This window comes from Pseudomonas sp. NPDC087639 (assembly GCF_044743385.1).
Lineage (GTDB): Bacteria > Pseudomonadota > Gammaproteobacteria > Pseudomonadales > Pseudomonadaceae > Aquipseudomonas.
The window spans coordinates 37,401-60,673 of sequence record NZ_JBIUWI010000008.1 but is presented as its reverse complement, the minus strand read 5'-3'; the positions used below and the strand labels follow the sequence as shown (position 1 = coordinate 60,673).

Below are 23,273 nucleotides of genomic sequence, written 5' to 3'. Positions count from 1 at the left end.
CGGTTCCGGGGAGAGACGGACATGAAAAAGATCATCGCGCTAGGGCTGATGTTGGCGACATTACAAGGGTGCAGTCTGCGTGAGCCGATGTCGGCCGAGCAGGACACCGAAACCCCGACCCTGACCCCCAGGGCCTCGACCTACTACGACTTGCTGAAGATGCCGCGACCCAAGGGGCGTTTGATGGCGGTGGTGTACGGCTTCCGTGACCAGACCGGGCAGTACAAGCCGACGCCGGCGAGTTCGTTTTCCACCAGCGTGACCCAGGGCGCGGCCTCGATGTTGATGGACGCGATGCAGGCCAGTGGCTGGTTTGTGGTGCTGGAGCGCGAAGGGCTGCAGAACCTTCTGACCGAGCGCAAGATTATTCGCGCCTCGCAGAAGAAGCCGAATACGCCGGTGAATATTCAGGGTGAGCTGCCACCGTTGCAGGCGGCGAACATGATGCTTGAAGGCGGGATCATCGCTTACGACACGAATGTGCGTAGCGGTGGGGAAGGGGCGCGGTATCTGGGGATTGATATTTCCCGGGAGTATCGGGTGGATCAGGTGACCGTCAACTTGCGTGCGGTGGATGTGCGCAGTGGGCAGGTGTTGTCGAATGTGATGACCAGCAAGACGATTTATTCGGTGGCGCGCAGTGCCGGGGTGTTCAAGTTTATCGAGTTCAAGAAGTTGCTCGAGGCCGAGGTGGGTTATACGACGAATGAGCCGGCGCAGTTGTGTGTGTTGTCGGCGATTGAGGCGGCGGTGGGGCATATGGTGGCGCAGGGGATTGAGCGGCGGTTGTGGCAGGTGGCGGGGGATAGTTCTTCGCCTTCTCAGGATGATGTTTTGAATCGGTATTTGAGTCAGAACAAGGTTGATCCGGGGGCTGAGGCTGAGGCTGACGTTGAGTGAACGTGGCGGCCTTTGGGCCGACCAGGTTCTTGTTGATTGAGTACATATCCGTTGCTGCGGTAACGGCTGCTTAGGGTTTCGCCCTGACGGCGACTCACTTTTTTGACAAACGCCTCAAAAAAGTAAGCAAAAAAAGGCTTGCCCCAACGTTCGGCCCACTCGCTGAGGCTCGGGGTTCCTTCGCTCCGGGATTGATCCGGGGGCATCGCCTCCGGTTTGCTTCGCTGCACCTCCTCTCGATGTGTTTGGCTTCGCCAAACAGTCGCTGCGCTCCCCCCCCCGGATAAATCCCTCCACTCAGCCTGCCGACGGGGCCGGTGGATCAAGATCAAAAGCAGCAGCCGAGCTAACGCTCATCCTGTTGAGTGGTGAGGAGCACAGGGTGGTCGGCTTTGGATTTGTGGTGGATTTGCCCCTCACCCCAGCCCTCTCCCGGAGGGAGAGGGGGCCGATTTGTGTGCTTTTCAAAGTCCGAGTTCAACGCGATAGCGCACGTCGGCGTACTTCCACCAAACCACTCGGTCAGTTCCCTCTCCCTCCGGGAGAGGGCTAGGGTGAGGGTTACGATCTGAAGTTTGTTTAAAAAAGTGTCTGAATCGGCGGAACCTTCCCACAATGTTTTCAGGTTGTCCGTCGGACGTCCGGTCTCTAGCCTGTGTTCGTCGCTGCCAATTCAGCGGCCGGGCATGGAAACCCGAGTAACTACAGAGCGCACAAGCGCCATTCATAACGTATCCTTGCGCACCTTCACTGTGTGCACTTTGTTATGGCGGCTGTGCGTGGGAGACCTTGTGTCTGCCGGGTTGCCTCTGTCCCGGGTTTCCAACCTGCGTACAGCTGCCACCTATTCGCTTGGAAACCGAATGGGGGGCCAGCTATAACCGTCATACAGGGTAAATAATCATGAAAAAACCAACACCCAATCCGCCAGAATCAGAAATCACCACCGACACCACATCCCCCTACGCCTCAGTCGACAGCAAAAAACTCCACGATGCTGCCGACCGTGCGCTCGATTACTACCTCAATCCTTCCGCTCCGATCATGTCCAGCACTAACGAGCCGGAGCCCATGTACTTCGCCAACCCCAGGTACAACACCGAGTCTCTACTGGCCAATGCCAGCGAAACCCTCGGTTCGGCCAGTGAAATGCTCAACAACTTCGCCGCCTCGCTGCCGCCCTCACACCGCAAGACCGCGCTCGGTATCGCACAAGTCGTGATGCTGGGTGAACTGGCAGTCAATCAAGCGCTGGATCACGTCGAGTTGAAGGATGGCTAATTCCCCGAAGATCCAAAACGATCAGGAAGTAGAAAAGCGCCGTCTGACCTTGGAAGCGTTGGCCGATGTGGATGCTGGTCGCTTTATTGATGATCAAGCAGTGCAGGACTGGGCTGACTCTTTGAGTTGCTCGGAATCACCATCCAAGAGTTCCCCATAACTCAGGAAGGATGGGAAACAAAAAACGCGACCCTCGAAAAGGTCGCGTTTTTGTCGTTAACAAAATAATTACGTTGGTCTGCCGGCATTTTTCGGTCTGCGTTATGGATATTCCTGACGCGCATGCAAAACGCTCAAAATATTTATCCGACCCACCACTTGATAAATGATCAGGTAATTGGGGTGCACAACCATCTCGCGAGTGCCGGGCGCTCGACCTATTCGATAGAGGTGTGGATGTTGAGCAAGGGTAACCGTAGCGCCTTCGATAGCTTGGGAAAGTCTGTCAGCCGCTACTAAGTTCCGGTCACTGATGTAATCAAGGATTTTCAGGAGTTCAGCCCGAGCTTCGGGCTGCCACTCAACCTGCATCGTATTTTTTACGCTTTGCTTCCATCAGGGCACGCATCTCGACCATAACCTGATCATTTGGAATGCTCGGTCGTGGATCATTCATTGAAGCCTGCACTTTGGCGATTAACCAGCGGTCATAGCTCGCGGCTTGCTCTTCAGGGTCAAGATCTGAAACGACTGGGCACAGTGGGTCGATTAAAGACGGGTCGATCATGGCACCTCCGGGTTTAATGCCTCGAAGTCTATTCGGTAAAGCATTTGCTGTCGTCGCTGGCTGGATGAATAGCACGTTGGTCAAGCTCCATGAGGATCAATTTGTCCCGAAGAATCCTAGACGCCGTACTTCCGATCGCCAACCGCCAGAAGTGGTAGGAAAACACCACGGATTTGGTAAAAGCATTCTTTTTTCTGTAGGACTCGGCTGGTCTGGCAAGCCGCGCGTGTGGTTACGTCAGCCCACAAAAAAACCGCGACCCTCTTCACCAGAGAATCGCGGTTCATCAACACTCAACCCTTACTGCTGCAAAACACTCGCCTGGTTAGCCGACCCGAACTGCTGAATGTTCGCCGTCTGCGTCATCCCGCTCTGATCGACATTGGCAATGTTCCCCGTCCCGCCCTGGGTTACATACGCCACGTTCATGGTGTCAGCCTGTTTGACCGTGATCATGTTGTCGCTGCCATAGAGCTGCGCGGTGTACGCCTGGTTGCCAGTCCCGGATTGATCAAACTCAGCACTGTTGCCGGTGCCGTTCGACGAGCCCTGGATCAGGTTGTTAGTGCCGCGCTGATCGGAGATCAGGATGTTGTCGCTGCCGTTCTGATCAAAGTACAGCTCGTTGTAGGAGTCAGCCTGTTTGACCGTGGTTTTGTTGCCAGTGCCGGTCTGGCTGGTGGTCATGATCTGGCCGACGCCATCCTGGGTGAAGCTGGCGATGTTGCCAGTGCCGGCCTGGGTGATGTTGGCGCGCTGGTTGCTGCCGAATTGGCCGCCGGTTTGCGGGCCTTTCCAGTTGCTGGCGTAGACCTTGTTGTCGTTGCCTACCGATGTGGCGTTGAGGACGTGGCTGTCGCCGCTTTGGTAGGTGTAGTGCACGTTGCCGTTGCCGACCTGGTACAGCGCCAGGGTCGAGTTGACCGACTCGAACTGGTCGGCATAGATGGCGTTGGTGTTGCCGACCTGGGTGACGGCGGCGCTGTTGTTTTCGCCGAAGCTTTGATCGACCACGGTTTCGTTGCTGTCGCCGTACTGGTTGACGGTGGCCTGGCTGGCGAGTTGTGCGTCTTGCCAGATCTCGGTGCCGTTGAGGTTGCCGAACTGGTTGATGGTGATGTTGCCGCCGGTGCCGTCGCGCTGGTCGCCATAGGCGTAGTTGCCTTCGCCAGCCTGGTTGATGCCGATCTGCCCGCCGTTGTGGGTGACCTGTTCGGCGGTGCCGTAGTTGGCGGTGCCGTACTGGGTGATCACCGAACTGTTGCCGGTGCCTTCATAGAGTTGCTCGATGTTGGCTTCGTTGCCGTCGCCGTATTGGAAGGTTTTGGCTTCGCTGCCGTTCTGCGAGTCTTGATAGACGAACGAGAAGTTGCCGGTGCCTTGCTGTTGTTGCAGGGCCTGGTTGCCGGCGCCGAAGCCCAGCGACTGGCTGGCGTGGCTGGTGTTGAACGCGCCGGCTTGCTGCTGGGTGATGACACTGTTGTTTTCGAACAGTTGCTCGGCGTAACCGGCGTTGTAGTCGCCGACCGCGTCCTGGGTGATCACGCTAGTGGCGTTGTCTTGCAGGGCGGCGGCGTTGTTGCCTTGGCCCAGTTGGGTCTGGGTGGCGGTGCTGAACGGGGCCTGGGTCTGCTTCACATCGGCGATGTTGGCAGTACCGGCCTGGTTCTGGGTGGACAGGCTGTCGTCGGCCATGGCCTGGGCACTGATCATGACCAGGAGGGCGGCGGTGAGGGGCGTCAGTTTGAACATGATTAACTCTCCGATGAGTGCAGTGCTTTAGCGATATTGCTTGACCGAAACGCTCATGCCGTTGCCCGACTGGGTCACGGCGCTTTGCAGCCCCGCGCCGGCCTGCTCGATGCTGGCGTCGTTGTTGTTGCCGTTTTGCGAAATCTGCGCGCGGTTGTGGCTGCCGTTTTGGGTGATCGATGCGGCGTTGCCGGAACCGTTCTGGGTGATCAAGGCCATGAGGTCGCTGCCCTGTTGCAGGATGTAAGCTTCTTGATTGCTGCCCGACTGCACGATCCGCCCAAGCAGCGACTGACCGTTCTGTTGCAGCAGCGCGAGGTTGGCCTGGCCGATCTGCTCGATCAGGGCTTGCTGGCCCACGGGGGGTGGCAGCTCGCCGAGGTCGGCGCTGGAGGGCGCCAGGTCGTCGTTTTCCATCAGGTCGTCGGCGCGCGCGCCTGCACTGCTGCACAGCAAGAGCAGGCAAAGCAGGGCGGCGGTCGGCGTGTTCATGGCGGAAAACCTCTTGGGCAATAAGCGCTTGAAGCCAGGCCCCACCCACCCGAAAGTGGGTGGGGCGCAGGTTCAAAGCGTGTTCACCGACACCGTGCGAACGGTGCCCTGGGACGAGCGGATGGTTGCGGTCGGGTTAGCCGATGGCACCACCGTCGTGTTGTTCAGCGTCAACCGCCAGCGACCGGTCAGCGGCACCGTCGTCGTGCCCAAGGTGACCAGCCCGGTCGGGGTGGTGACCTGCACGGTGATGGTGTTGCCGGTGGTCACCGAGGAGGTGCCGGTGAAGTCCCAGTTGAAGCGTCCACCGGAGCGTGCCTGCACCGTCGAGGCGGTGACTGCGAAGGTCTCCGCCGCTGGCCGTGGCGAGACTTGCACCGTCACCGTGGCCGACGTCGACTGGGCGCCGAAGCTGTCCCGGGCGATGTAGGTGAAGGTGGTGGTGAACGCCGTGGTCACGGTGGCCGGTGGGGTGTAGGTGATCACTGTGCCGTCGGTGCTGACCGTGCCGCGGCCGGCGGCCGGTTGGGTCAGGCTGGCGACGCCCAGCGGCACGTTGCCTTCCGGATCGGTGTCGTTGGCCAGGACGTTGATCGGGATCGCCACGCCCAGTGTCGCGACGCTGTCGGCGACCGCAGTCGGTGCCCGGTTAGGTGCTACGGTGATGGTCACGGTGGCCGGAGCCGTCGAGGCCAGACCTTTGACGTCTTGTGCCTTGTAAGTGAAGGTCGTGGTCAGTGGCGCGTTCACCACGGCTGGCGGGGTGTAGACCACAGCGGTGGAGCCGCTGAGGGCGACGGTGCCCTGGCCGGCAGCCGGCTGTGTCAGCGCGGTGATGCTCAGCGGCGTGTCGCCGTCGGGATCGCTGTCGTTGGTCAACAGGCTGAGGGTGATCGGCACGCCGAAACTGGTGCTGCCGGCGTCGGTATTGGCGATCGGTGGTTGGTTCTCACCGGTGTTCGGCGCGGTGCCGACCACCACAACAGCCTCGGTGTCGCTGCCGCCGGCGGCGGATTTGACCGTTACGGTAGCCGGTGGCTGGGTCAGGTCGGCGATGGTGATGCGTTGCAGGGTGCCGGTTTTCGACAGACGTCCGTAGCCCTGCGCGACCATATCCGGCACGGCCACTTCATCGGTCGAGGTGGCCTCGATCAACAGGCTGTGATTGCTCCAGCTGTAGCGCGCGGTCTGCACTTTCACCACGTCGGTGAGTTTGGCCGACACGGCCGTAGGTCGCGTGGTACCGGTAGGGTTGGTGGCGGTCACCACCACGACCGGTGGGACGGCGCCGGTGCCCAGGCGCTGACCGAAGAACAGGCCGTTGTTGTCACCCAGCAGACTGGTCTGACAAGGCGTCGGCGGCGGGCCGGGGAGCAATGCCACGGTTTCCCGGAAGCACAGCGCCGAGCTGCTGTCAGCCTTGGCAAACACTTCGGCACGCACGCCAGCGGCAGTGCGGTGATAGGTGGCGCGGTCGATTTCCACCTGAGTTTGCTGACGGTTGTCGAGCACCTTGCCGGACAGACTGAAGATATTGGACTGGATCGTGCCGGCGGGACCGGTGATGCGCACGAAGTTGGTGTCGAACGGGCTGCCGGTCACCGCCTCGGTGAGGTTCGGGTCGCCAACGAAGGTTTCGGTGGCGCCGGTGTCCGGGTTTACCTCGGTATAAGGACCGTTGACGCTGCGCAGGAACGGGCCGATAGCGCCATTCAGCGCACCACTGAAATTGCCCGGGGCACCGATGCCGATGTCGCGGGTGATGTTGATCGCCCGCCGACCCGGGGTGGTGACATTGACCGTTTCCACGCCGTAGGGGTGGGTGATGGTATAGGTGCCGGCGGTGGGTACCGAGACCCGAATGCGGATCCGCGCAAAGCTCGCCTGATCGCCATCGACCGGGTTCTCCGAAGCGAACGCCGCTTCCATCGCGGCCACGTAGGCTTCCAGTTCATAACCACTGTTCCCGATTTGGGGGATGGTGGTTTCGGCCAGGAACCAAAAGGCTTCCGGTGGCCAGTTATCGGGGAAGATCATCGGCTGGGCGTCGTCATAGATCCCAGGCTCGGCCAGCAAAATACACATGTAGGACGGTGGTGTGCTGACAGGCACTCGCGAACTGGCGGCGCGCGACTGGCAGAGTTCCATCGACAGCAAATTGTTGTCCTGGTACCACATCGGGAATTTCCCGGTGGCGAAGGTGTAGGGGCCGGGGTCGACGGCGGCGAGTTGCGCATAGGCACTGCCGGTCAGCGAGAGAGCAAGCCCGAGCGCGTTGAGCGCAAAGCGTGGCCACTTGTTCATGATGCCTCCTGATACGGATCTGGGCATGTGAGCGTTCATTGCACGATGACCACTTCTTCGGTATCGCTGCCGCCGTTGGACGACGTCACCCGAACCTTGGCCGGTGGTATCGGCGAGATCCCGGTGGCCAGGGTTTTCACCGCGCCGTCACCGCTCAGGGCGCCTATGGCGGCACCACTGAAGGAGCTGGCGGTGAGCACCGGCGGCGAGGTCTCGTCACTGGTCGAGGCGACCAACGTCAATTGCCCGGAGCTGAGGCTGTATTCGGCGCGCTGGATCACCACCAGGTCGGTCAGGGTCATGGGCAGGGTGGTTGGCGTGCTGCTGGCGATGGCCAAGTGGTTGTCGGCGGTCACTTGCAGGGTGGTCGGCAATGTCGGGTTGACTGCCGATTGCGCGTACCAGGCACCGGTTGAGTTGGCTTCGGTCATGTTCAGCACCGGGGTGCTGCTGGTGACGGCCACGGTGCCCGGCGCGGGCGGCGCTTTCACAAACACGTCCTGCTGGGCCACGGGTGCGCTGTCGCCGGCTTTGCGCGAGTAGGTGCTGCGCTCGGTGATCATTGGCGTTGGCCGCACTACGGTCGACAATTTGCCGGAGACGGCGAAAGTGGTCGAACGCAGATCCAGACCGTTAGGGCCTTCGATCCGCACGTAGTTGGTGTTGAACGGGCTACCGGTCACCGCTTCGTTGAGGTTCGGGTCACCGACAAACTGCTCGGCGGCGCCCGTCACCGGGTTGGTCTCGGTGTAGGGGCCATTGACGCTGCGCAGGAATGGGCCAATGTCACCCTTGAGCGCGCCGTCGTAGGTTTGCGGTATACCGATGCCGATGTCGCGGGTCATATTGATCGCGCGCCGGCCGGGGGTGTCGATGTTGAACACGTCGACGCCGTACGGGTGGGTGATCACGTAGGTGCCGGCGGTCGGTACATCGACGCGGATACGGATCCGCGCAAAGCTGACCTGATCACCTTCCACCGGTTCTTCGGCAGCGAACGCGGCTTCGATGGCACTGACGAAACCGAGGTCGATCCCGCGTGCGGCATCGACGATGGTGGTTTCGCCGGTGAACCAGAACGATTCATCGGGGAAGTTGGTCGGGAAGACAATCGGCTGTGCGTCGTCGAACACGCCGGGGGTTGGCAGCAGTGTGCACATGTACGAAGGCGCGCCGGGAGCGCTGGGCACTCGCGAGCTGAGCGCTTTGGACAGGCACAGATCCAGGGTGCGGCCGTGGGTGTCCTGATACCAACTGGCGAAACCGCCGTTGGCCGGTATGTACGGACCCGGATCAACAGCGAACAAAGCGGCCTGGGCAATGCCCTGGGCCAGGGCGCTCACGACCAGGACGGTCGCGGTTTTGGACAGTAAAGGGTGCATGAGTTAATCCCTCTATCGAAGTACCTGCCCCTTAGGGATGGGTCAGTTGCAGAGGGCCTGTACACCTTCCATGCCAAGGTATGGCGAAAGTGCTCGAGAGGCTTGGATTAGAGGGCTTGCGGAGCTTGGAGGTAAGTTGGAGGTTCGGCCTGGATAGGGCGCCAGTCCCCAGGATTGGGGGCGGTGGGGATGCAAAAACTGTGGGAGCGAGCCTGCTCGCGAAAGCGGACTTGTTGCGAAGAAAATGTCGACTGACGCACCGCCTTCGCGAGCAGGCTCGCTCCCACAGGGTTCTAGCGCAATCGGGTAGATGGCCCCGCATCCGGGCAAAGCCCCAACCGTGGGCTATAACCCTATAGGGAAGTATCGGGACGTCGTCGCCATGAACATGCAGTCGAAATCGCTTCCAGTCGAGGACCGCAATCTACGGTTGAGCTCGCGCACGCTGCCGTTCAACCTATTGCGCTGGTTCTCGCTGATCAGCATGGCCGTGATCGGCACTGTGGCCGTGGCGCTCGGTATGGTGTCGACACGGTTTGTGATCGACGAAAGCGTGCAGCGCGATGCCTTGCTGACGGCGCAATTCATTCAGGCCATCGCCTCGGCCGAAGTGCGTCATGTCTCGATTCCCAACGTGCGGACCATGGGCGAGTTGCTCGATTCACGCCTGGACAAGGATTTTCCCGACGTCGATCCGGCAGCCCGGGCCAATGCCCGTGGGGAGTTTCTAGATCACATCGAACACTTGCCGGATGTCATCCTCGCCAATATCTACGCCCCCGATCGATTGGTGATCTGGTCGACGAACCCGGCGTTGAAAGGCACGCGCATTCATTCCGACGAAGACCTCGATCGCGCCTTCAATGAAAAGATTCCGGTGTCGGCCAGTTATCACAACGTCGACAAGGAGCGTGAGGAGCAGAAATTCGTCACCCCACCGGACTACATGTTTATTGAAAACTACATTCCGCTGTTCGACGCCGACGGCAAAAACGTTACGGCGATGGTCGAGATCTACAAGGAGCCCAAAGACCTGATTGCCCGTATCGAACGCGGGTTGACGCTGATCTGGCTGGCCACTGCGCTGGGCGGCGGGCTGATTTATCTGGGGCTGTACTGGATCGTGCGGCGCGCGGCCATTCTGCTTGCGGCGCAGCAGAGACAATTGATTGCCAATGAAACCTTTGTCGCACTGGGCGAGATGTCCTCAGCCGTGGCGCACAGCCTGCGCAATCCGCTGGCGACCATCCGCTCAAGTGCCGAACTGGCGCTGGAGTTCGACGCCGGCCCCGCGCAGAAGAACATCAACGACATCATCGGTCAGGTCGATCGCATGTCGAAGTGGGTGCGCGAGTTGCTGCAGTCGCTGCGCCCGCTCAACGATGACCCGGAACCGGTGAATCTGGTGGCGGCGCTGTACGAAAGCCTCGTCGCGTTCGAGCAACAGATCGCCAGGGCCGGCGTGCAAGTGGTGTTTCAGCCGCAAAGTACGCCCATGGTGTTGAGCCAGCCGGTGCAACTGACGCAGATCCTCAACAGCCTGTTGGCCAACGCGCTGGAGGCCATGGACAAGGGCGGCACATTGACCGTCAGCCTCGAACCCAGTGGCGACCGCGCTGTGTGCGTGGTGCTCAGCGACACCGGCAAAGGCATGAATGAAGAACAGCGCAGCATGGCCTTCCGGCCGTTTTTCACGACCAAGTCCGGTGGCCTGGGCGTCGGCCTGGTGCTGGTCAAGCGCATCATGGAACGCTTCGGCGGAGGTGTCACTCTGGATAGCCGTGAAGGCGAGGGGACCACGGTTCGCCTGGCTTTTCGGCGGGTTCCATAACCTCGAAGAGTTTTCTGAACTTTCCCCATCAGTGGGTGTCAGGCCCCAGTCGCCGGGGAGTGGGGCAACCAACAGCAACCCCAAGTCGCTGTTACAACTGGAAATAATATTTTGGCGCGGTAGTTGCAAAACACCATCACCCCTTCCTTGATGAGGTGGCTGGTGATGGACAGAACAACGCGTGAACCCGGCAATACCTTCCGACTGACGCCTCTGAGCGTCTTTCTGATGTTGACCCTCGGCACCCTGACCGGTGTGCGAGCCAGCCCCATCGATGACGAGAATCAGCCGGAACCCTCCGACCCCTCTTCGTATTACGACGAACCGGTGGATCGCGCCGGCGCGCTGAGTGCGATCCTGACCATGCCCGAGGCCAACGAAGACTCCTTCGATTTGCCCAATGGGGTCAAAGGTTCGCGCATTACCCCACGCACGGAAAACATCCTGCCGCCGACGGTGCAGACCAGTTTCAACTACCCCACAAACGGCAAACCGAGCCCGTTGTACGGCGCGCAACCGTTCACTCAGCAACTGCTGTTGTTCGAAGAGTTTGGCCCGGAAAAACTCGACCCGACCACCCCGGCCGCGCCGTTGCCGTTCCCGCCGGCCGCCATCGGCCCGGCACCGGCCCAGGACCCGAACAACATCGCACGCAGTGCGCCACCCGGCACCGCGCTGGATGCGTTCCTGCGCCAACCCGGATTGACGCCATTCCCCAGCCAGTTCTCCAACGTGGTCGACCGCAACCCGTGGCAGGCACAGATCGAAGTATTCCTCAACCGTCACATCGGCTCGTCCGCCGAAGGGCGGCCACCGGGAAAAGGCTGGTCGCATCAGCGCTGGAACGAGTTTTACCCGCAAGCGGCCTACAAAACCGTGCAGACCGGTGTACGGGTCAACGGTGGCCTGCGTGATGCCCGGCAAATGCACGGCTACGCGGTCGGTGAATTCGGCCCGGGCGGTTTGTACCACAACGTTGCCGGGGTTCCAGTGACCGATGGCACCGCCAGGGGCGTCGACCCCCGTTTCCACCCTGCCATGCCGGCGCAGAACCACAATTCGGTGTGGACCTTCGATGGCACGTTGCCGCCGAAACTGTTGATGGTGCGTTACGGCCAACCGGTGCTGATGCGTCACTACAACGGCTTGCCGATTGATCCATCAGCCAACCGCGGTTTTGGCCTGCACACCATCAGCACCCACGAGCATAACGGCCACGCGCCGGCAGAAAGTGACGGCTATGCCAACGCGTTCTTCTTTCCGGGGCAGTTCTACGACTATCGCTGGCCGATTCAGCTCGCCGGTTACGACAGCATCAACACCAAGGCTGAAGACCCGCGTGCGGCGTTTCCTTGTGCGGCGGGCGAGACCCTGTGGGTCAATGACCTGGCCCCGAGCAAGAAGACCTGCGACCACGGCACCATCAAGATCCGAGGCGACTGGCGCGAAACCATGAGCACCCACTGGTTCCACGACCACATGCTCGATTTCACCGCGCAGAATGTCTACAAGGGCAACGCGGCGATGATGAACTACTACAGCGCCCTGGATCGCGGCAACGAGTCGGTGGACGACGGCGTCAACCTGCGCTTGCCCAGCGGCAGCGCCTTGCCGTGGGGCAACCGCGACTACGACGTCAACCTGGTGTTCGCCGACAAGGCCTGGGATCAGGAAGGCCAGTTGTGGTTCAACCCGTTCAACACCGACGGCTTTATCGGCGATCAAGTGCTGGTCAACTGGCAGTGGAAACCAACCCTCGATGTACGGGCGCGCAGCTATCGCTTGCGCATCCTCAATGGCTCGGTGTCGCGCTACTTCAAACTGGCGCTGGTGCGCGAAGTGAAGGGCAGCGGCGGCGAGTTCCAGGGCCCGAAAAACTCCGGCGTGTCCTACAGCCGCGTGCCGTTCCACATGATTGCCAACGACGGCAACATCATGGAACACAGCGTGCCGTTCGACGGCAGCATGGATCTGGATGCCGACGGTGACAAACAGAACCACAACGCGATCCTGCCGACCCAAGGCATCGCCGAGCGCTTCGACATCATCGTCAACTTCGCGAAAAACGGCATCAAACCGGGGGACAAGCTGTTCTTCCTCAACCTGCAAGCCCACGACGATGGCAAAGGCCCGAAAGAGGTGATCCCGCTGGCGGATGTGCTCTCGGAGAAATACCTGCCGGTACTCAAGCAGACCAGCAAGGGCCCGCAATGGGACAAGGGTGATCCGGCGGTGGGCAAGCTGTTGCAACTCAACGTCAAGGCTTATGCCGGTCAGGATCTGGCGATGAACCCTGCGGCCTACGAACCGGCGAAACCGGGCAAGGCTGAAGGGCTGGTGATGATCCCGCTGAAGATCCACCGTGACAATGCTGCCGACAAGGCGCTATTGGCCAAGGCCCGGCACCGCACCTTCACCTTCGGCCGTTCCGACGGCACCGATGAAGCGCCGTGGACGGTCAAGACCGATGGCGGTTTCGGCTTCCACATGGACCCACGTCGCCTGAATGCCTCAACCCAGTTGTCCAGCGGCCCGACCGATGCCGGTGTCAGCGGTTTCGGCACCCTTGAGGTGTGGAATATCAAGGCCGGCGGCAAGGGCTGGAGTCACCCGGTGCATGTGCACTTCGAGGAGGGCATCATCCTCAGTCGCGGCGGCAAGGCACCACCGGAATGGGAAAAATGGGCGCGCAAGGACGTCTACCGTATCGGGTCGGAAATCGATGGTCTGGACAGCGTCGAGATGGCGATCAACTTCCGCGAATTTGCCGGGACCTACATGGAGCACTGTCACAACACCCAGCATGAAGACAACTCGATGCTGCTGCGTTGGGACATTGAAAAACCCGGGCAATTTCAGTTGATGCCGACCCCGCTGCCGAGCTGGGACGGGGTGCGCTACGTCAACTCCGCCGCGCTGCCGACCTTCCGTAACGGCGACGGTTTTGGCCCGCAAGTGCTGGTCAATCCATGAACCGCCGGCCTGTCGACCGCCCCGTGCATAACCCGCGCTCTCGGGCGCTGGGCATGCACCTGGTGCTGATGCTGGTGGCCTGTGTGCTCGGCAGTCGCGTGCTGCTGGCGCACCAGGCCGGTGTCGGCGAGCAGTCTGCTGCTGAATCCGCCACCCCGTGGGGCGGCGATTATTTCCCCAACACGTTGCTGACTGATCAGGATGGTCGGCAGGTGCGTTTTTTTGATGACCTGATCAAAGGCAAAGTGGTGGTGATCAACTTCATCTTCACTTCGTGCAGCGACTCCTGCCCACTGGAAACCGCACGCCTGCGCCAGGTACAGAAACTGTTGGGCGACCGGGTTGGCCAGGACGTGTTTTTCTACTCGATCAGCATCGACCCGCTCAGCGACACACCCGAAGTGCTCAAGGCCTACGCGCAACGCTTCAAGATCGGCCCCGGCTGGAAGTTTTTGACTGGCGAGTTTGAAGACGTCACCGACCTGCGCAAGAAGCTCGGGCTGTTCATCGACGGCGTCGACAACGGCCGCAGCAAGGATCACAACCTCAGCCTGATCGTCGGCAACCAGACCACCGGGCGCTGGATGAAAGCCTCGCCGTTCGAAAATCCGTGGATTCTCGCCGATCAATTGGCCAATACCTTGCAGAACTGGAAGCAGCCGAGCGCCGAAGAAAGCTACGCCAACGCGCCCGAGATCCGCCCACCGAGCAACGGCGAAGAACTGTTCCGCACGCGTTGCGCGTCGTGCCACAGCCTAGGCCCGCAGGACGGCCAGGGCATCGGCATGCGCAGTATCGGCCCGGACTTGATTGGCGTGACTCGCAATCGCGATGCGCAATGGCTCAACCGCTGGATTCGCGAGCCGGATCGCCTGCTCGCGGAAAAAGACCCGATCGCGCTGCAACTGTTTGAACAATTCGAGCGAATCCCGATGCCCAACCTGCGCCTGGACGAGCAGTCCGCGCAGGCGATCATCGACTTCCTCAGTGATGAAACCGAGCGTCAGCAGCCGTCCGTCCAACCCTTGGCCGGCGGCGCATTGACGCCAGTAAAACCGGGCGATCCAGCCGCGACGGCAAGTCGTATGCAGTAGCGGCGAAATAGCATCATTGAAACCTGTGTCGCGGTCATAGCCACCTACACTGATTCATGAAGGCGGCTGTAACGGTCCGATACAAGCACTCCAAGGCACTCCCATGCAGAGTCTGGAATCTCCAAAAATACCTGCGCCGGTCGCATCGGCAGCAGCAAGCAAGGGCTGGCGCGAGCGATTCAATCTCCTGCGCTGGTTCTCGATCGCCAGTTTTCTGATCATTGCCGCCGTCGCGTTGGGGCTGGGCTATATCTCCACGCGTTTCGTCGTCACCGAAAGCGTCGAGCGTGATGCGCTACTGACGGCGCAATTCATTCAGGCCATCGGCGATGCGGAAATCCGCCACGCCGGGATTACCCCCAAACGCACCATGGGCGAAATGCTCGACCCACGTCAGGACAATGCCTTTGCCGACGTCAATCCGGGCTCACGTGCGGCGGCGCGCATCGAGTTTCTCGATCATGTCGAGCACTTGCCGGATATTTTGCTCGCCACCGTGTATGCCGAGGATCGCACGGTGATCTGGTCGACCAATCCTGAGCTGATTGGCGTGCGCATCGAAGACGATGATGAACTGGACGAATCGTTCGAAATGAAAGTGCCGGTGTCCTCCAGCTATCACAAGGTCGATGACGAAAAGCCCGAGCAGCAATTGTTGCGTGAGCCCAAATACCTGTTCATCGAGAACTACATCCCGATGTTCAACGCCGACAAAAGTGAAGTAGTCGCGATGGTCGAGGTCTACAAGGAGCCGTCGGATCTGGTGGCGCGGATCGACCGTGGCTTCGCGTCGATCTGGGCGGCGACGTTCTTCGGTGGCGCTGCCATCTTTCTGGCGCTGTTCTGGATTGTCCGGCGAGCGGCGAAGTTGCTGCAGAGCCAACAGCAACAGTTGATCAGCAATGAAACATTTGTCGCGTTGGGCGAGATGTCCTCGGCGGTGGCCCACAGCCTGCGCAATCCGCTGGCGACCATCCGCTCCAGCGCCGAACTGGCGCAGGAAGTCGCCAGCGAGGGCGCGCAGCGCAATATCGGCGACATCATCAGCCAGGTCGATCGCATGTCGCGCTGGGTGCGTGAGTTGCTGGTGTCGCTGCGGCCGATGGGCGAGGAAGGCGAGGCGGTGGATCTGGTTCTGGCGGTCGAAGATACCCTTGGCGCATTCGACGCTCTGATCAAACGCAATGGAGTCGAGGTGCGCTTCAGTCCGCAACCTTGCCCGCCAGTCGTCAGTCAGCGGGTGCTGCTCACGCAAATACTCAATAGCCTGTTTGCCAACGCTCTGGAAGCCATGCCCAAGGGCGGTGTGCTCAGCGTCGAATTCGAAACACCGCAGGCCGACAGCGTGCGCATGACCCTCAGCGACACCGGCAAGGGCATGAGTGCGCAACAGCAACTGTTGGTGTTCAAACCGTTTTTCACCACCAAGCAGGGCGGCCTCGGGGTTGGTCTGGCGTTGGTCAAAAGAATCATGGAGCGTTTTCAGGGCTCGGTCGTCTTGACCAGCAAAGAGCAGGAAGGAACCCGCGTCAGTCTCAACTTCAAAGTGGCATCGGGAGGGGAATATGGAGCACAGCATTCTGCTGGTCGAGGATGATGAACTGTTGGCCGAAAATATTCAGACCTACCTGGAGCGCAAAGACTTCGAGGTGACGGTTTGCCATTCGGCCGAAGACGCGCTGGAGCAATTGGGCAGCTTCATGCCGGACATCGTGCTGACCGACAACTCGCTGCCGGGCATGAGTGGGCACGACTTGATCCAGAAGCTGCGCATCAGCGCGCCGGATCTGAAAGTGATCATGATGACCGGCTATGGCAACGTCGACGATGCCGTGGTGGCCATGAAGGAGGGCGCCTTCCATTACGTCACCAAACCGGTTGCGCTGCCGGAGCTCAAACTGCTGCTCGACAAGGCCCTGGCCACCGAGCGCATGGAGCGCACCCTGTCGTTCTATCAGGAACGCGAGGCGCAGAAATCCGGGATACAGGCGCTGATCGGCGAGTCGGCACCGATGCAGTACCTGAAAAACACTATCGGCCAGTTGCTCGATGCCGAACGGCGCATGGCCAACACCGATTTGCCGCCCGTGCTGGTGGAGGGCGAAACCGGCACCGGCAAGGAACTGGTGGCCCGCGCGCTGCACTTCGACGGCCCACGCAGCAAAGGCCCGTTCATTGAATTCAACTGTGCGTCGATCCCGTCGAATCTGGTCGAGTCGGAACTGTTCGGCCACGAAAAGGGCGCGTTCACCGACGCCAAGGATCGTCGCGTGGGGTTAGTGGAAGCCGCTGACGGCGGGACATTGTTTCTCGATGAAGTCGGGGAAATGGATCTGCTGTTGCAGGCCAAGCTGTTGAAGTTGCTGGAGGACCGGACGATTCGCCGGGTCGGTTCGGTGAAGGAGCGCAAGGTCAACCTGCGGGTGATCAGCGCGACCAACTGCAACCTTGAGCAAATGGTCCAGCAGGGCAAATTCCGTCGCGATCTGTTTTTCCGCTTGCGGATCATTTCGATCAAGGTGCCGCGCCTGTATGCCCGAGGTGAAGACATCCTGATGCTGGCCCGGCACTTCCTCGCCAGCCACGGCAAACGCTACGGCAAACCGAACCTGCATTTCAGCCAGCAGGCCGAAGAGCTGCTGCTCAGTTACACCTGGCCGGGCAACGTGCGCGAGTTGCGCAACATGCTTGAGCAAACCGTGCTGCTGGCGCCGAGCGACACCATCGCCGCGCATCAGTTGAACGTGTGCATGAGCCTGGTCGACGAGCCGCCGCTGCACCTGCACGAAGTGCCGACGCACTACGAACCACGCCCGGCGAGCAACACCGAATCGATGAACCTGCCGGAAGTCGAGCGCGACATGGTGCGCAAGATGCTCGACAAGACCGACTGGAACGTCACCAAATCCGCGCGTTTGCTGGGCCTGAGCCGCGACATGCTGCGTTACCGCATCGAAAAGCTCGGCCTCGCGCGCCCGGACAAACGCCAGTGGTAATCAGGCAAAAACTATCCCTGTAGGAGCTGCCGAAGGCTGCGATCTTTTGATCTTGTTTTTAAGATCAAGATCAAAAGATCGCAGCCTTCGGCAGCTCCTACAGCGGATGATCGATGTTCAAGGTCCAGGCTCAGTGCTGTTGACGGCTCAGGCACTCCAGCACACAACTCGGGTCGAGCACCTCGTCATTCACATAAATCCCGCGCTCGGCATCGTACGTGCGGATAAACACCCGCACTGTCGCATCCGCCACCGTCGGCAGTTGCGAGTCGGAGAACACGCGGCGGTCGGGAATGATCACGAAATCCTGCGGCGCCGTGTCATCAAAGGGCCGCGGAGGCGTGGCGTTCAACGAATACGGGGCAGGGTGGGCGAAGGGCTGGTTCGGCCCGTAGTAAACGAAATTGCTGTCCAGCGCTTGCGCCGAAGTGGCGGCGAGCAGACAGACGGTCAACAACAGCCGATTGAGCATTTGCATGGCGGCACCTGCGAGTGCGGTTTTCCCCAAGGCTATTAACTATAGCTGGCTCTGCCATCCACGAGCTCAAGATGTCGAGTGATTGATCAAATGCCCCGGTTGTGCACAAAGGTCAATGCCAAGGGCATGGATGACCTTCAATACGGTGTCGAAGCGCGGCTTTGCGCCTGGCGCGAACGCCTTGTACAGACTTTCACGACCCATGCCTGCGTCTTTGGCTATCTGCGTCATTCCGCGGGCTCTGAGCACATAACCTATTGCTCGAAGAAACTCCTCGTTATCGCCATCTGCAAGAACCTGGGACAGGTATTCGCTGATGGCCTCGTCACTGTCCAACAATGTCGCCATGTCGAAATTCGTCAAAGTCTGGCTCATGGTTAAACCTCCCTTGCCATTTTTTTTGCGCGCCGGATGTCTGCGCTTTGTGAGGATTTGTCGCCTCCGGCCAGTAGAACGATGACTGCACCTCATTACTGACTGTATCCAAGTAGATACAGATAAGCAGTCGGCCAAGTCTTCTATCGGTCCTGGATAATTCGTCGACACTTGTGGGCGAAAAGCGCCTGTTTTGTAGGAGCGTCGCTTACAAGTTTTCGACAATTACACCTGACAGCCTGATCTAGACTCCGACCGCTCAATCACAAGCATCGTCCGGAGTGCGCCATGGAAGTGCCGAACAATAAAAACGCCATCGAAAGCAATCGACAGGCGTGGAACGATTCCGCCCGCCATCATCAGGATTCGCCTGACTGGCAGGCGCTGCTGAGCGACGTCGCACAGGCAGATTTCTCCTGCCTCGATGACACGCTGCGCGGGTTGTTGGAAGAGGTCGGTGTCGACGGTAAAGATGTGATTCAACTGGGCTGCAACAACGGTCGCGAGAGTCTTTCGCTGTTTGCCCTCGGTGCGCGCAGTGTCGTGGGGGTGGATCAGTCGAGCGCTTTTCTCGATCAGGCCCGTGAGCTGAACAGCCGCTCAGCGCACAACGCCGAATTCATCGAAAGCGATATCCATCACCTACCGGCATTGCTGCACAACCGCTTCGACGTGGCGCTGATCACCATCGGTGTACTCAACTGGATGCCCGACATCGGCGAATTCTTCCGTCACGTTGCGTCGACGCTGAAACCGGGTGGAAAACTGGTGATCTACGAAACCCACCCGTTTCTGGAAATGGTCGACCCCGACGCCGAGGATCCGTATCGCCTCGCGAGCTCGTACTTCCGCGCCGAGCCGTTCGTGCAGGAAGAACCGATTGTCTATGTCGGCAAGGTCGAGCAGCAGGCGGCGAAGTCCTACTGGTTCGTGCATAACCTCGGCGCGATCTTCAGCGGCGCCATCGGGGCAGGGCTGAACATCGCGCACTTCAAGGAATACGCGCATTCGAATCGGGAGGAATTGTATGACCGGTATCTGAACCGGGAGGCGCAGTTACCGATGTGTTTCACCTTGGTTGCCACCAAAGTCTGAGATTCATCAGCGCGGCTACAGGGCTCTTCGCTGGCAAGCCATTTTGTGTCGTACAAAATACCGAGTACACCCAAAACCCTGTGGGAGCTCGCTTGCCAGCGATGGCGGCATCAATGCCGCCATACATTTGTGGATTGGCTCAAGTCTGCGCCGCGGCGCTCACCACCGGCCGCTCCGGTTTGCGCAATGGCTCCAGCCGCGAGCCTTCGTAGCGTGTTTCACGGAAGAATTTCCAGCGGCCGAACAGGCAGTAGACGTGAGTGATGCGCCCCTGTTCCTGGTAGCCCATGCGGATGTGCAGTTTCAGCGCCGGGATATTGTGGGTTTCGCAAACGTCCACGACCTTGTTGCAGCCCTGGGCCGCCATGGCTTCCCAGAGGGCGACTTGCACGTCCACCGACAGGCTGCTACCGAAATAGGCACGGATCATTTCGCCGCCAAACTCGAAGAACTCGCCGGGTTTTACCGGGAACATGCAGCCGTAATAGTGGCGGTCGTGATAGTCGCGAATACTGCCCCATATAAACCCTACGGCATGACCGTCCGCATCGAGGTACATGTGCCCGGTGTGCCCCTCGGCGGCGAGCTCCGCCATGGTCTCCACGCGGTCACCAAAGTGTTTGCCGAACGCCCCGGCATTTTCCGGGGTGATGTCGACTTTGCGCAGGCCGTCGTAAGGGCGAAGCTTGTGCGGCGGCACCGGGCTGACCAGGTCGCGCTCCATCCACAGCAGTTCCCAATGGAAGAACACGTAGTGTTTCCACATCGTGCCGAAGGTGCGGCCGAGGCCTTTTTGACGGATGCGTTCTTGTAGTTTTTCGATGACGCTCATGATGTCCTCCGTGGCCGAAGCCAGGGTGCTGTGGATGGTGCTTTTGTGGGTATAGATCAAGCCTTCAATTTCATTTCAAAGTGCCATCCTGGAAAGTATTGCAGGGTATGTAAGTCAATCGAGTGCCGTGGCACCACGCACAAACTCCTTGTTCAGATCTGCGTAGGAAACCCGTGGAACGCCCTTCAGCTGCCGCTCTAGCACGCGGCTCAGGGACTCGTCAGTGGGGAGATAGGCATCGCCGAAATCCGACCCAAGCTGAGTCGGATGGGCGACGATTTCCAGCACACCGTCGGTCGGCGCACTGTCGTTGCGCAGGTCCACCGGCGTGCAGACGTAGTCGGCAGTGGCCCCGGCCAAACCTTGCAAACGCCAATTGAGCAGACCTTTGAACACGCGTTTGGGCAGGCTGAGGTTTTGCCCCAGATTGCGCGCCAGCCGAATCGGTACGCCTTGCTGCGCGGCGAAGCGCGCGACGATCTCGCCAATCGGCCAGATGTTGTGAACGTGCTGATGCGAGTCGATGTGGCTCGGGCGCACACCGTGATCGACACAGCGCTGCCACTGCGCCTGCAACTCCTCACGCACCGCGTCGCGATCCTCACGGCAAAGCCACAAGCGATGGCGCGGCAGGCTGAGGTCGAACACACCATAACCATCGCAGAACGTGCGACGAGCCAGAATCGCCTGGCTCAATGGTCGCCCGTAAGTCAAGTTGAAGTGCAGCCCGACCCGGCCCTCAAGCGACGGATGCCGCGCCATGGCGCAGGCCGCTTCGAACGCCGGCATGGTGGCCATGGCGGTGGCGGAGCTGATGACCCCGGCCTGAAACGCGGCGAAGATCACCGCGTTTTCGTTCGGGCTGAGGCCGAAATCGTCAGCGTTGACTATGACTTGGCGAGGCATGTTGTTCGCCCTCCTTGGTGATCGCGACAGGTTTGACGACGGGTGCAGGTTTGTCTGCGCGCTTGGCTCGCCACTGCTGCAGTGCAGGTTTGAACCGCTGCCATACGCGCAACGCCAGGCCGAGTGCGAGACCACTGGGCCGCCAGGAATAGAAGCTCCAGCGCCAGTGTTCCAGTTGCCCGGTCATGCGCTCATGGAGTTGATGGCTGGAGTTTTCCAGGCTCACCCGCGAGGCATCGATCCAGCGCCAGTGATCGTCCAGGCCCCAGCGAATCCACTCTTCCAGCAACACCCGACCGCTGCCCAGATCAGCGTATTGCGGCAGGAACGCGAGGTTGTAATCGTAGAGTCGACCCTGTTCGAGCAGCCCGAGCCGGTAGCTGATGCAACGCCCGTTCAACTCCAGCGTCACCACCCGCACCAGGCCTTGGTCGGCGAGCGCGGTGAACGCGCGCTCGATCAATTGGCGGCTGTGTTCGCTGGCGAAAATGCCGACGCCTTCGTCACCTTTCCAGCTCACCGCTTCGACTTCTCTGATCAGCTGTAGCAGTGGCCCCATCGAAATCGCATCCGGAATGATCCGCCGCACCTCGGCACCGCAGGCGGCAATCCGCTTGCGCGCCCGACGCAGTTTGTAGCGTGGATCGCCGGAGACTTCCTGATGATCCGCCTCGCTGATCAGATGCACTGGCACCCGACAGCTCAGCCGTCGCTCACCGGTGGAGCTTTGGGCCATCCACTCGGTGAGGGCGCTTTCTTCACCGGCGGGCTCGGACAATTCGTTGAGTTGCAGCAACGCGTGGGGCAGGCGTTGGCGGATCAACAGCAAGGCCTCGCGCATGTCTTCGCTGCCGAGCAAAGAGAGCAATGCCAGTCGATCGGCCAGCGGATAGCCCAAGTGATGTAACACTCGAAGCGGTACGCCGAAAAAGCGCTCTCGACTCGCCACGAGCGGCAAGCACAGACGCAATTCCTCCGCTTCCCAACCCAGCAGAATGTGCAGATGCTCACCCTCGCCAAGTGCCTGCTCAGCCGCACACAACCAGCCAAGGTTGTTGAACGGCGTGTGATCCGTCACCCGCAGGCGCAGCGTCTCATAGGCTGCTGCCGGGAAGTCGGCGGCGCACAGTGAAGTGCGCCATTCGAATCGCGTCACCATAGGCTCAGGCCGCCGTTGCTGTTACAGGTGGTCGGGAAGGTTTGCGCAGGGCATCCAGGCGCGAACCGCTGTAGCGGGTTTCGCGGTAGAAGCGCCAGCGACCGAACAGGGTGTAAACATTCATGATCCGGTGTTGTTCGGTATAGCCCATGCGCAGGTGCAGCTTGAGCGCCGGTACGTTATGGAACTCGCAGACATCGACAACTGTGTCGCAGCCCTGGGCGGTCATGGCTTTCCACAACTCCAGTTGCAGGTCCACAGACAGCTCGGTGCCCCAATAGGCACGGGTCAGTTCACCGCCGAACTCAAAGAACTCGCCAGGTTTTACCGGGAACAGGCAACCGTAGTAATGCCGGTCGAAATAATCCTGTGCGCAGCCCCAGATGAACGCCACGGCGTCGCCCTGATCATCCAGGTGCATGTGCCCGGTGTGACCTTCTTTGGCCAGTTCGGCCATGGTCCCGACACGGTCGCCGAAATAGCGGTCGAAGGCGTTGGCGTTGTCCGCCGTGATCTTCACCACCCGCAGCGGCGGATAAGGTTTAAGGCTGTGCGGTGGCACCGGGCTGACCAGATCGCGCTCCATCCACAGCAATTCCTGATGGAAAAACACGTAGTGCTTCCAAATTTTTTTCACCGTGGCAGAGAGTCCTTTCTGCCGGATGTTTTCAGTCAGTTTTCGCAGCATGTTCATGG

Annotated in this window: 21 protein-coding genes and 1 pseudogene; 9 read left to right on the top strand and 13 right to left on the bottom strand. The window is 60.2% G+C overall.

What is annotated here, in order from left to right; translation table 11 throughout:
* Positions 1 to 21 precede the first annotated feature (21 nt).
* From ACIOVB_RS06015 to ACIOVB_RS06005, 3 genes are all read left to right on the top strand, one after another.
* Positions 22 to 900, top strand: coding sequence for a CsgG/HfaB family protein (locus ACIOVB_RS06015; protein ID WP_187677014.1), 879 nt, complete (start codon positions 22 to 24; stop codon positions 898 to 900).
* Between the two features lie 903 nt (positions 901 to 1,803).
* Positions 1,804 to 2,181, top strand: coding sequence for a DUF6124 family protein (locus ACIOVB_RS06010; RefSeq protein ID WP_401265772.1), 378 nt, complete (start codon positions 1,804 to 1,806; stop codon positions 2,179 to 2,181).
* Entirely contained in the window at positions 2,174 to 2,341 is a 168-nt protein-coding gene (locus tag ACIOVB_RS06005) for a hypothetical protein (protein ID WP_401265862.1), read from the top strand. Before ACIOVB_RS06010 ends, ACIOVB_RS06005 begins: the two co-directional genes overlap by 8 nt.
* Before the next feature lie 101 nt (positions 2,342 to 2,442).
* Here ACIOVB_RS06005 and ACIOVB_RS06000 read toward each other — a convergent pair whose 3' ends face one another.
* The 6 genes from ACIOVB_RS06000 to ACIOVB_RS05975 form a co-directional block, all read right to left on the bottom strand.
* Positions 2,443 to 2,712, bottom strand: coding sequence for a type II toxin-antitoxin system mRNA interferase toxin, RelE/StbE family (locus ACIOVB_RS06000; RefSeq protein ID WP_083368636.1), 270 nt, complete (start codon positions 2,710 to 2,712; stop codon positions 2,443 to 2,445).
* Positions 2,702 to 2,908, bottom strand: a complete 207-nt coding sequence (locus ACIOVB_RS05995) for an antitoxin (RefSeq protein ID WP_401265770.1) — start codon at positions 2,906 to 2,908, stop codon at positions 2,702 to 2,704. The genes ACIOVB_RS06000 and ACIOVB_RS05995 overlap by 11 nt, the downstream gene beginning before the upstream one ends.
* Before the next feature lie 300 nt (positions 2,909 to 3,208).
* Positions 3,209 to 4,660 carry a curlin gene (locus ACIOVB_RS05990; RefSeq protein ID WP_401265767.1) on the bottom strand — a complete coding sequence of 484 codons (1,452 nt, stop codon included), beginning with the start codon at positions 4,658 to 4,660 and terminating at the stop codon, positions 3,209 to 3,211.
* 27 nt (positions 4,661 to 4,687) lie between these two features.
* Positions 4,688 to 5,152, bottom strand: coding sequence for a curlin (locus tag ACIOVB_RS05985; RefSeq protein ID WP_401265765.1), 465 nt, complete (start codon positions 5,150 to 5,152; stop codon positions 4,688 to 4,690).
* A gap of 72 nt (positions 5,153 to 5,224) precedes the next feature.
* Positions 5,225 to 7,456 (bottom strand): Ig-like domain-containing protein, encoded by a 2,232-nt coding sequence (locus ACIOVB_RS05980; protein WP_401265763.1) that lies wholly within the window; start codon positions 7,454 to 7,456, stop codon positions 5,225 to 5,227.
* 35 nt (positions 7,457 to 7,491) lie between these two features.
* Positions 7,492 to 8,838: a hypothetical protein gene (locus ACIOVB_RS05975; RefSeq protein WP_401265761.1), complete on the bottom strand. Its 1,347-nt coding sequence runs from the start codon at positions 8,836 to 8,838 to the stop codon at positions 7,492 to 7,494.
* A 382-nt stretch (positions 8,839 to 9,220) separates the two neighbouring features.
* Between ACIOVB_RS05975 and ACIOVB_RS05970 the strand changes: the two genes are divergently transcribed.
* The 5 genes from ACIOVB_RS05970 (at position 9,221) to ACIOVB_RS05950 (ending at position 17,732) form a co-directional block, all read left to right on the top strand.
* On the top strand, positions 9,221 to 10,669 hold the full coding sequence (locus tag ACIOVB_RS05970; RefSeq protein WP_401265760.1) for a sensor histidine kinase: 1,449 nt from the start codon (positions 9,221 to 9,223) through the stop codon (positions 10,667 to 10,669).
* A 165-nt stretch (positions 10,670 to 10,834) separates the two neighbouring features.
* On the top strand, positions 10,835 to 13,642 hold the full coding sequence (locus ACIOVB_RS05965; protein WP_401265759.1) for a multicopper oxidase domain-containing protein: 2,808 nt from the start codon (positions 10,835 to 10,837) through the stop codon (positions 13,640 to 13,642).
* On the top strand, positions 13,639 to 14,736 hold the full coding sequence (locus ACIOVB_RS05960) for an SCO family protein (protein WP_401265756.1): 1,098 nt from the start codon (positions 13,639 to 13,641) through the stop codon (positions 14,734 to 14,736). The genes ACIOVB_RS05965 and ACIOVB_RS05960 overlap by 4 nt, the downstream gene beginning before the upstream one ends.
* A 103-nt stretch (positions 14,737 to 14,839) precedes the next feature.
* Positions 14,840 to 16,333 (top strand): sensor histidine kinase, encoded by a 1,494-nt coding sequence (locus ACIOVB_RS05955; protein WP_401265753.1) that lies wholly within the window; start codon positions 14,840 to 14,842, stop codon positions 16,331 to 16,333.
* Positions 16,302 to 17,732, top strand: a complete 1,431-nt coding sequence (locus ACIOVB_RS05950) for a sigma-54-dependent transcriptional regulator (RefSeq protein WP_401265752.1) — start codon at positions 16,302 to 16,304, stop codon at positions 17,730 to 17,732. The genes ACIOVB_RS05955 and ACIOVB_RS05950 overlap by 32 nt, the downstream gene beginning before the upstream one ends.
* Before the next feature lie 130 nt (positions 17,733 to 17,862).
* On the opposite strand, the gene ACIOVB_RS05945 is transcribed toward ACIOVB_RS05950, so the two are convergent.
* From ACIOVB_RS05945 to ACIOVB_RS05935, 3 genes and pseudogenes are all read right to left on the bottom strand, one after another.
* On the bottom strand, positions 17,863 to 18,210 hold the full coding sequence (locus tag ACIOVB_RS05945) for a hypothetical protein (RefSeq protein WP_401265749.1): 348 nt from the start codon (positions 18,208 to 18,210) through the stop codon (positions 17,863 to 17,865).
* A 66-nt stretch (positions 18,211 to 18,276) separates the two neighbouring features.
* Positions 18,277 to 18,585, bottom strand: coding sequence for an addiction module antidote protein (locus ACIOVB_RS05940; protein WP_187677027.1), 309 nt, complete (start codon positions 18,583 to 18,585; stop codon positions 18,277 to 18,279).
* A 2-nt stretch (positions 18,586 to 18,587) separates the two neighbouring features.
* A pseudogene (locus ACIOVB_RS05935) lies at positions 18,588 to 18,677 on the bottom strand (type II toxin-antitoxin system RelE/ParE family toxin); the annotation flags it as partial.
* Between the two features lie 196 nt (positions 18,678 to 18,873).
* Between ACIOVB_RS05935 and ACIOVB_RS05930 the strand changes: the two are divergent.
* The gene (locus tag ACIOVB_RS05930; RefSeq protein ID WP_187677028.1) at positions 18,874 to 19,680 is read left to right on the top strand and encodes a class I SAM-dependent methyltransferase; all 807 of its coding nucleotides are present in this window, start codon (positions 18,874 to 18,876) and stop codon (positions 19,678 to 19,680) included.
* A gap of 139 nt (positions 19,681 to 19,819) precedes the next feature.
* On the opposite strand, the gene ACIOVB_RS05925 is transcribed toward ACIOVB_RS05930, so the two are convergent.
* The 4 genes from ACIOVB_RS05925 to ACIOVB_RS05910 all read right to left on the bottom strand — a co-directional run bounded on the left by ACIOVB_RS05925 (position 19,820) and on the right by ACIOVB_RS05910 (position 23,271).
* Positions 19,820 to 20,512, bottom strand: a complete 693-nt coding sequence (locus ACIOVB_RS05925) for a GNAT family N-acetyltransferase (RefSeq protein WP_401265747.1) — start codon at positions 20,510 to 20,512, stop codon at positions 19,820 to 19,822.
* A 114-nt stretch (positions 20,513 to 20,626) separates the two neighbouring features.
* Complete coding sequence (locus ACIOVB_RS05920) at positions 20,627 to 21,418, bottom strand: ChbG/HpnK family deacetylase (RefSeq protein ID WP_187677030.1); 792 nt, start codon at positions 21,416 to 21,418, stop codon at positions 20,627 to 20,629.
* Positions 21,390 to 22,577 carry a GNAT family N-acetyltransferase gene (locus ACIOVB_RS05915; RefSeq protein ID WP_401265744.1) on the bottom strand — a complete coding sequence of 396 codons (1,188 nt, stop codon included), beginning with the start codon at positions 22,575 to 22,577 and terminating at the stop codon, positions 21,390 to 21,392. The genes ACIOVB_RS05920 and ACIOVB_RS05915 overlap by 29 nt, the downstream gene beginning before the upstream one ends.
* Positions 22,578 to 22,581: 4 nt before the next feature.
* Positions 22,582 to 23,271 (bottom strand): N-acetyltransferase, encoded by a 690-nt coding sequence (locus ACIOVB_RS05910; RefSeq protein ID WP_401265742.1) that lies wholly within the window; start codon positions 23,269 to 23,271, stop codon positions 22,582 to 22,584.
* Positions 23,272 to 23,273 lie beyond the last annotated feature (2 nt).

Coding starts and splice junctions, on each gene's coding strand:
- ACIOVB_RS06015 (WP_187677014.1), top strand. CDS start 22: ATGAAAAAGATCATCGCGCTAGGGCTGATGTTGGCGACATTACAAGGG.
- ACIOVB_RS06010 (WP_401265772.1), top strand. CDS start 1,804: ATGAAAAAACCAACACCCAATCCGCCAGAATCAGAAATCACCACCGAC.
- ACIOVB_RS06005 (WP_401265862.1), top strand. CDS start 2,174: ATGGCTAATTCCCCGAAGATCCAAAACGATCAGGAAGTAGAAAAGCGC.
- ACIOVB_RS06000 (WP_083368636.1), bottom strand. CDS start 2,712: ATGCAGGTTGAGTGGCAGCCCGAAGCTCGGGCTGAACTCCTGAAAATC.
- ACIOVB_RS05995 (WP_401265770.1), bottom strand. CDS start 2,908: ATGATCGACCCGTCTTTAATCGACCCACTGTGCCCAGTCGTTTCAGAT.
- ACIOVB_RS05990 (WP_401265767.1), bottom strand. CDS start 4,660: ATGTTCAAACTGACGCCCCTCACCGCCGCCCTCCTGGTCATGATCAGT.
- ACIOVB_RS05985 (WP_401265765.1), bottom strand. CDS start 5,152: ATGAACACGCCGACCGCCGCCCTGCTTTGCCTGCTCTTGCTGTGCAGC.
- ACIOVB_RS05980 (WP_401265763.1), bottom strand. CDS start 7,456: ATGAACAAGTGGCCACGCTTTGCGCTCAACGCGCTCGGGCTTGCTCTC.
- ACIOVB_RS05975 (WP_401265761.1), bottom strand. CDS start 8,838: ATGCACCCTTTACTGTCCAAAACCGCGACCGTCCTGGTCGTGAGCGCC.
- ACIOVB_RS05970 (WP_401265760.1), top strand. CDS start 9,221: ATGAACATGCAGTCGAAATCGCTTCCAGTCGAGGACCGCAATCTACGG.
- ACIOVB_RS05965 (WP_401265759.1), top strand. CDS start 10,835: ATGGACAGAACAACGCGTGAACCCGGCAATACCTTCCGACTGACGCCT.
- ACIOVB_RS05960 (WP_401265756.1), top strand. CDS start 13,639: ATGAACCGCCGGCCTGTCGACCGCCCCGTGCATAACCCGCGCTCTCGG.
- ACIOVB_RS05955 (WP_401265753.1), top strand. CDS start 14,840: ATGCAGAGTCTGGAATCTCCAAAAATACCTGCGCCGGTCGCATCGGCA.
- ACIOVB_RS05950 (WP_401265752.1), top strand. CDS start 16,302: ATGGAGCACAGCATTCTGCTGGTCGAGGATGATGAACTGTTGGCCGAA.
- ACIOVB_RS05945 (WP_401265749.1), bottom strand. CDS start 18,210: ATGCAAATGCTCAATCGGCTGTTGTTGACCGTCTGTCTGCTCGCCGCC.
- ACIOVB_RS05940 (WP_187677027.1), bottom strand. CDS start 18,585: ATGAGCCAGACTTTGACGAATTTCGACATGGCGACATTGTTGGACAGT.
- ACIOVB_RS05930 (WP_187677028.1), top strand. CDS start 18,874: ATGGAAGTGCCGAACAATAAAAACGCCATCGAAAGCAATCGACAGGCG.
- ACIOVB_RS05925 (WP_401265747.1), bottom strand. CDS start 20,512: ATGAGCGTCATCGAAAAACTACAAGAACGCATCCGTCAAAAAGGCCTC.
- ACIOVB_RS05920 (WP_187677030.1), bottom strand. CDS start 21,418: ATGCCTCGCCAAGTCATAGTCAACGCTGACGATTTCGGCCTCAGCCCG.
- ACIOVB_RS05915 (WP_401265744.1), bottom strand. CDS start 22,577: ATGGTGACGCGATTCGAATGGCGCACTTCACTGTGCGCCGCCGACTTC.
- ACIOVB_RS05910 (WP_401265742.1), bottom strand. CDS start 23,271: ATGAACATGCTGCGAAAACTGACTGAAAACATCCGGCAGAAAGGACTC.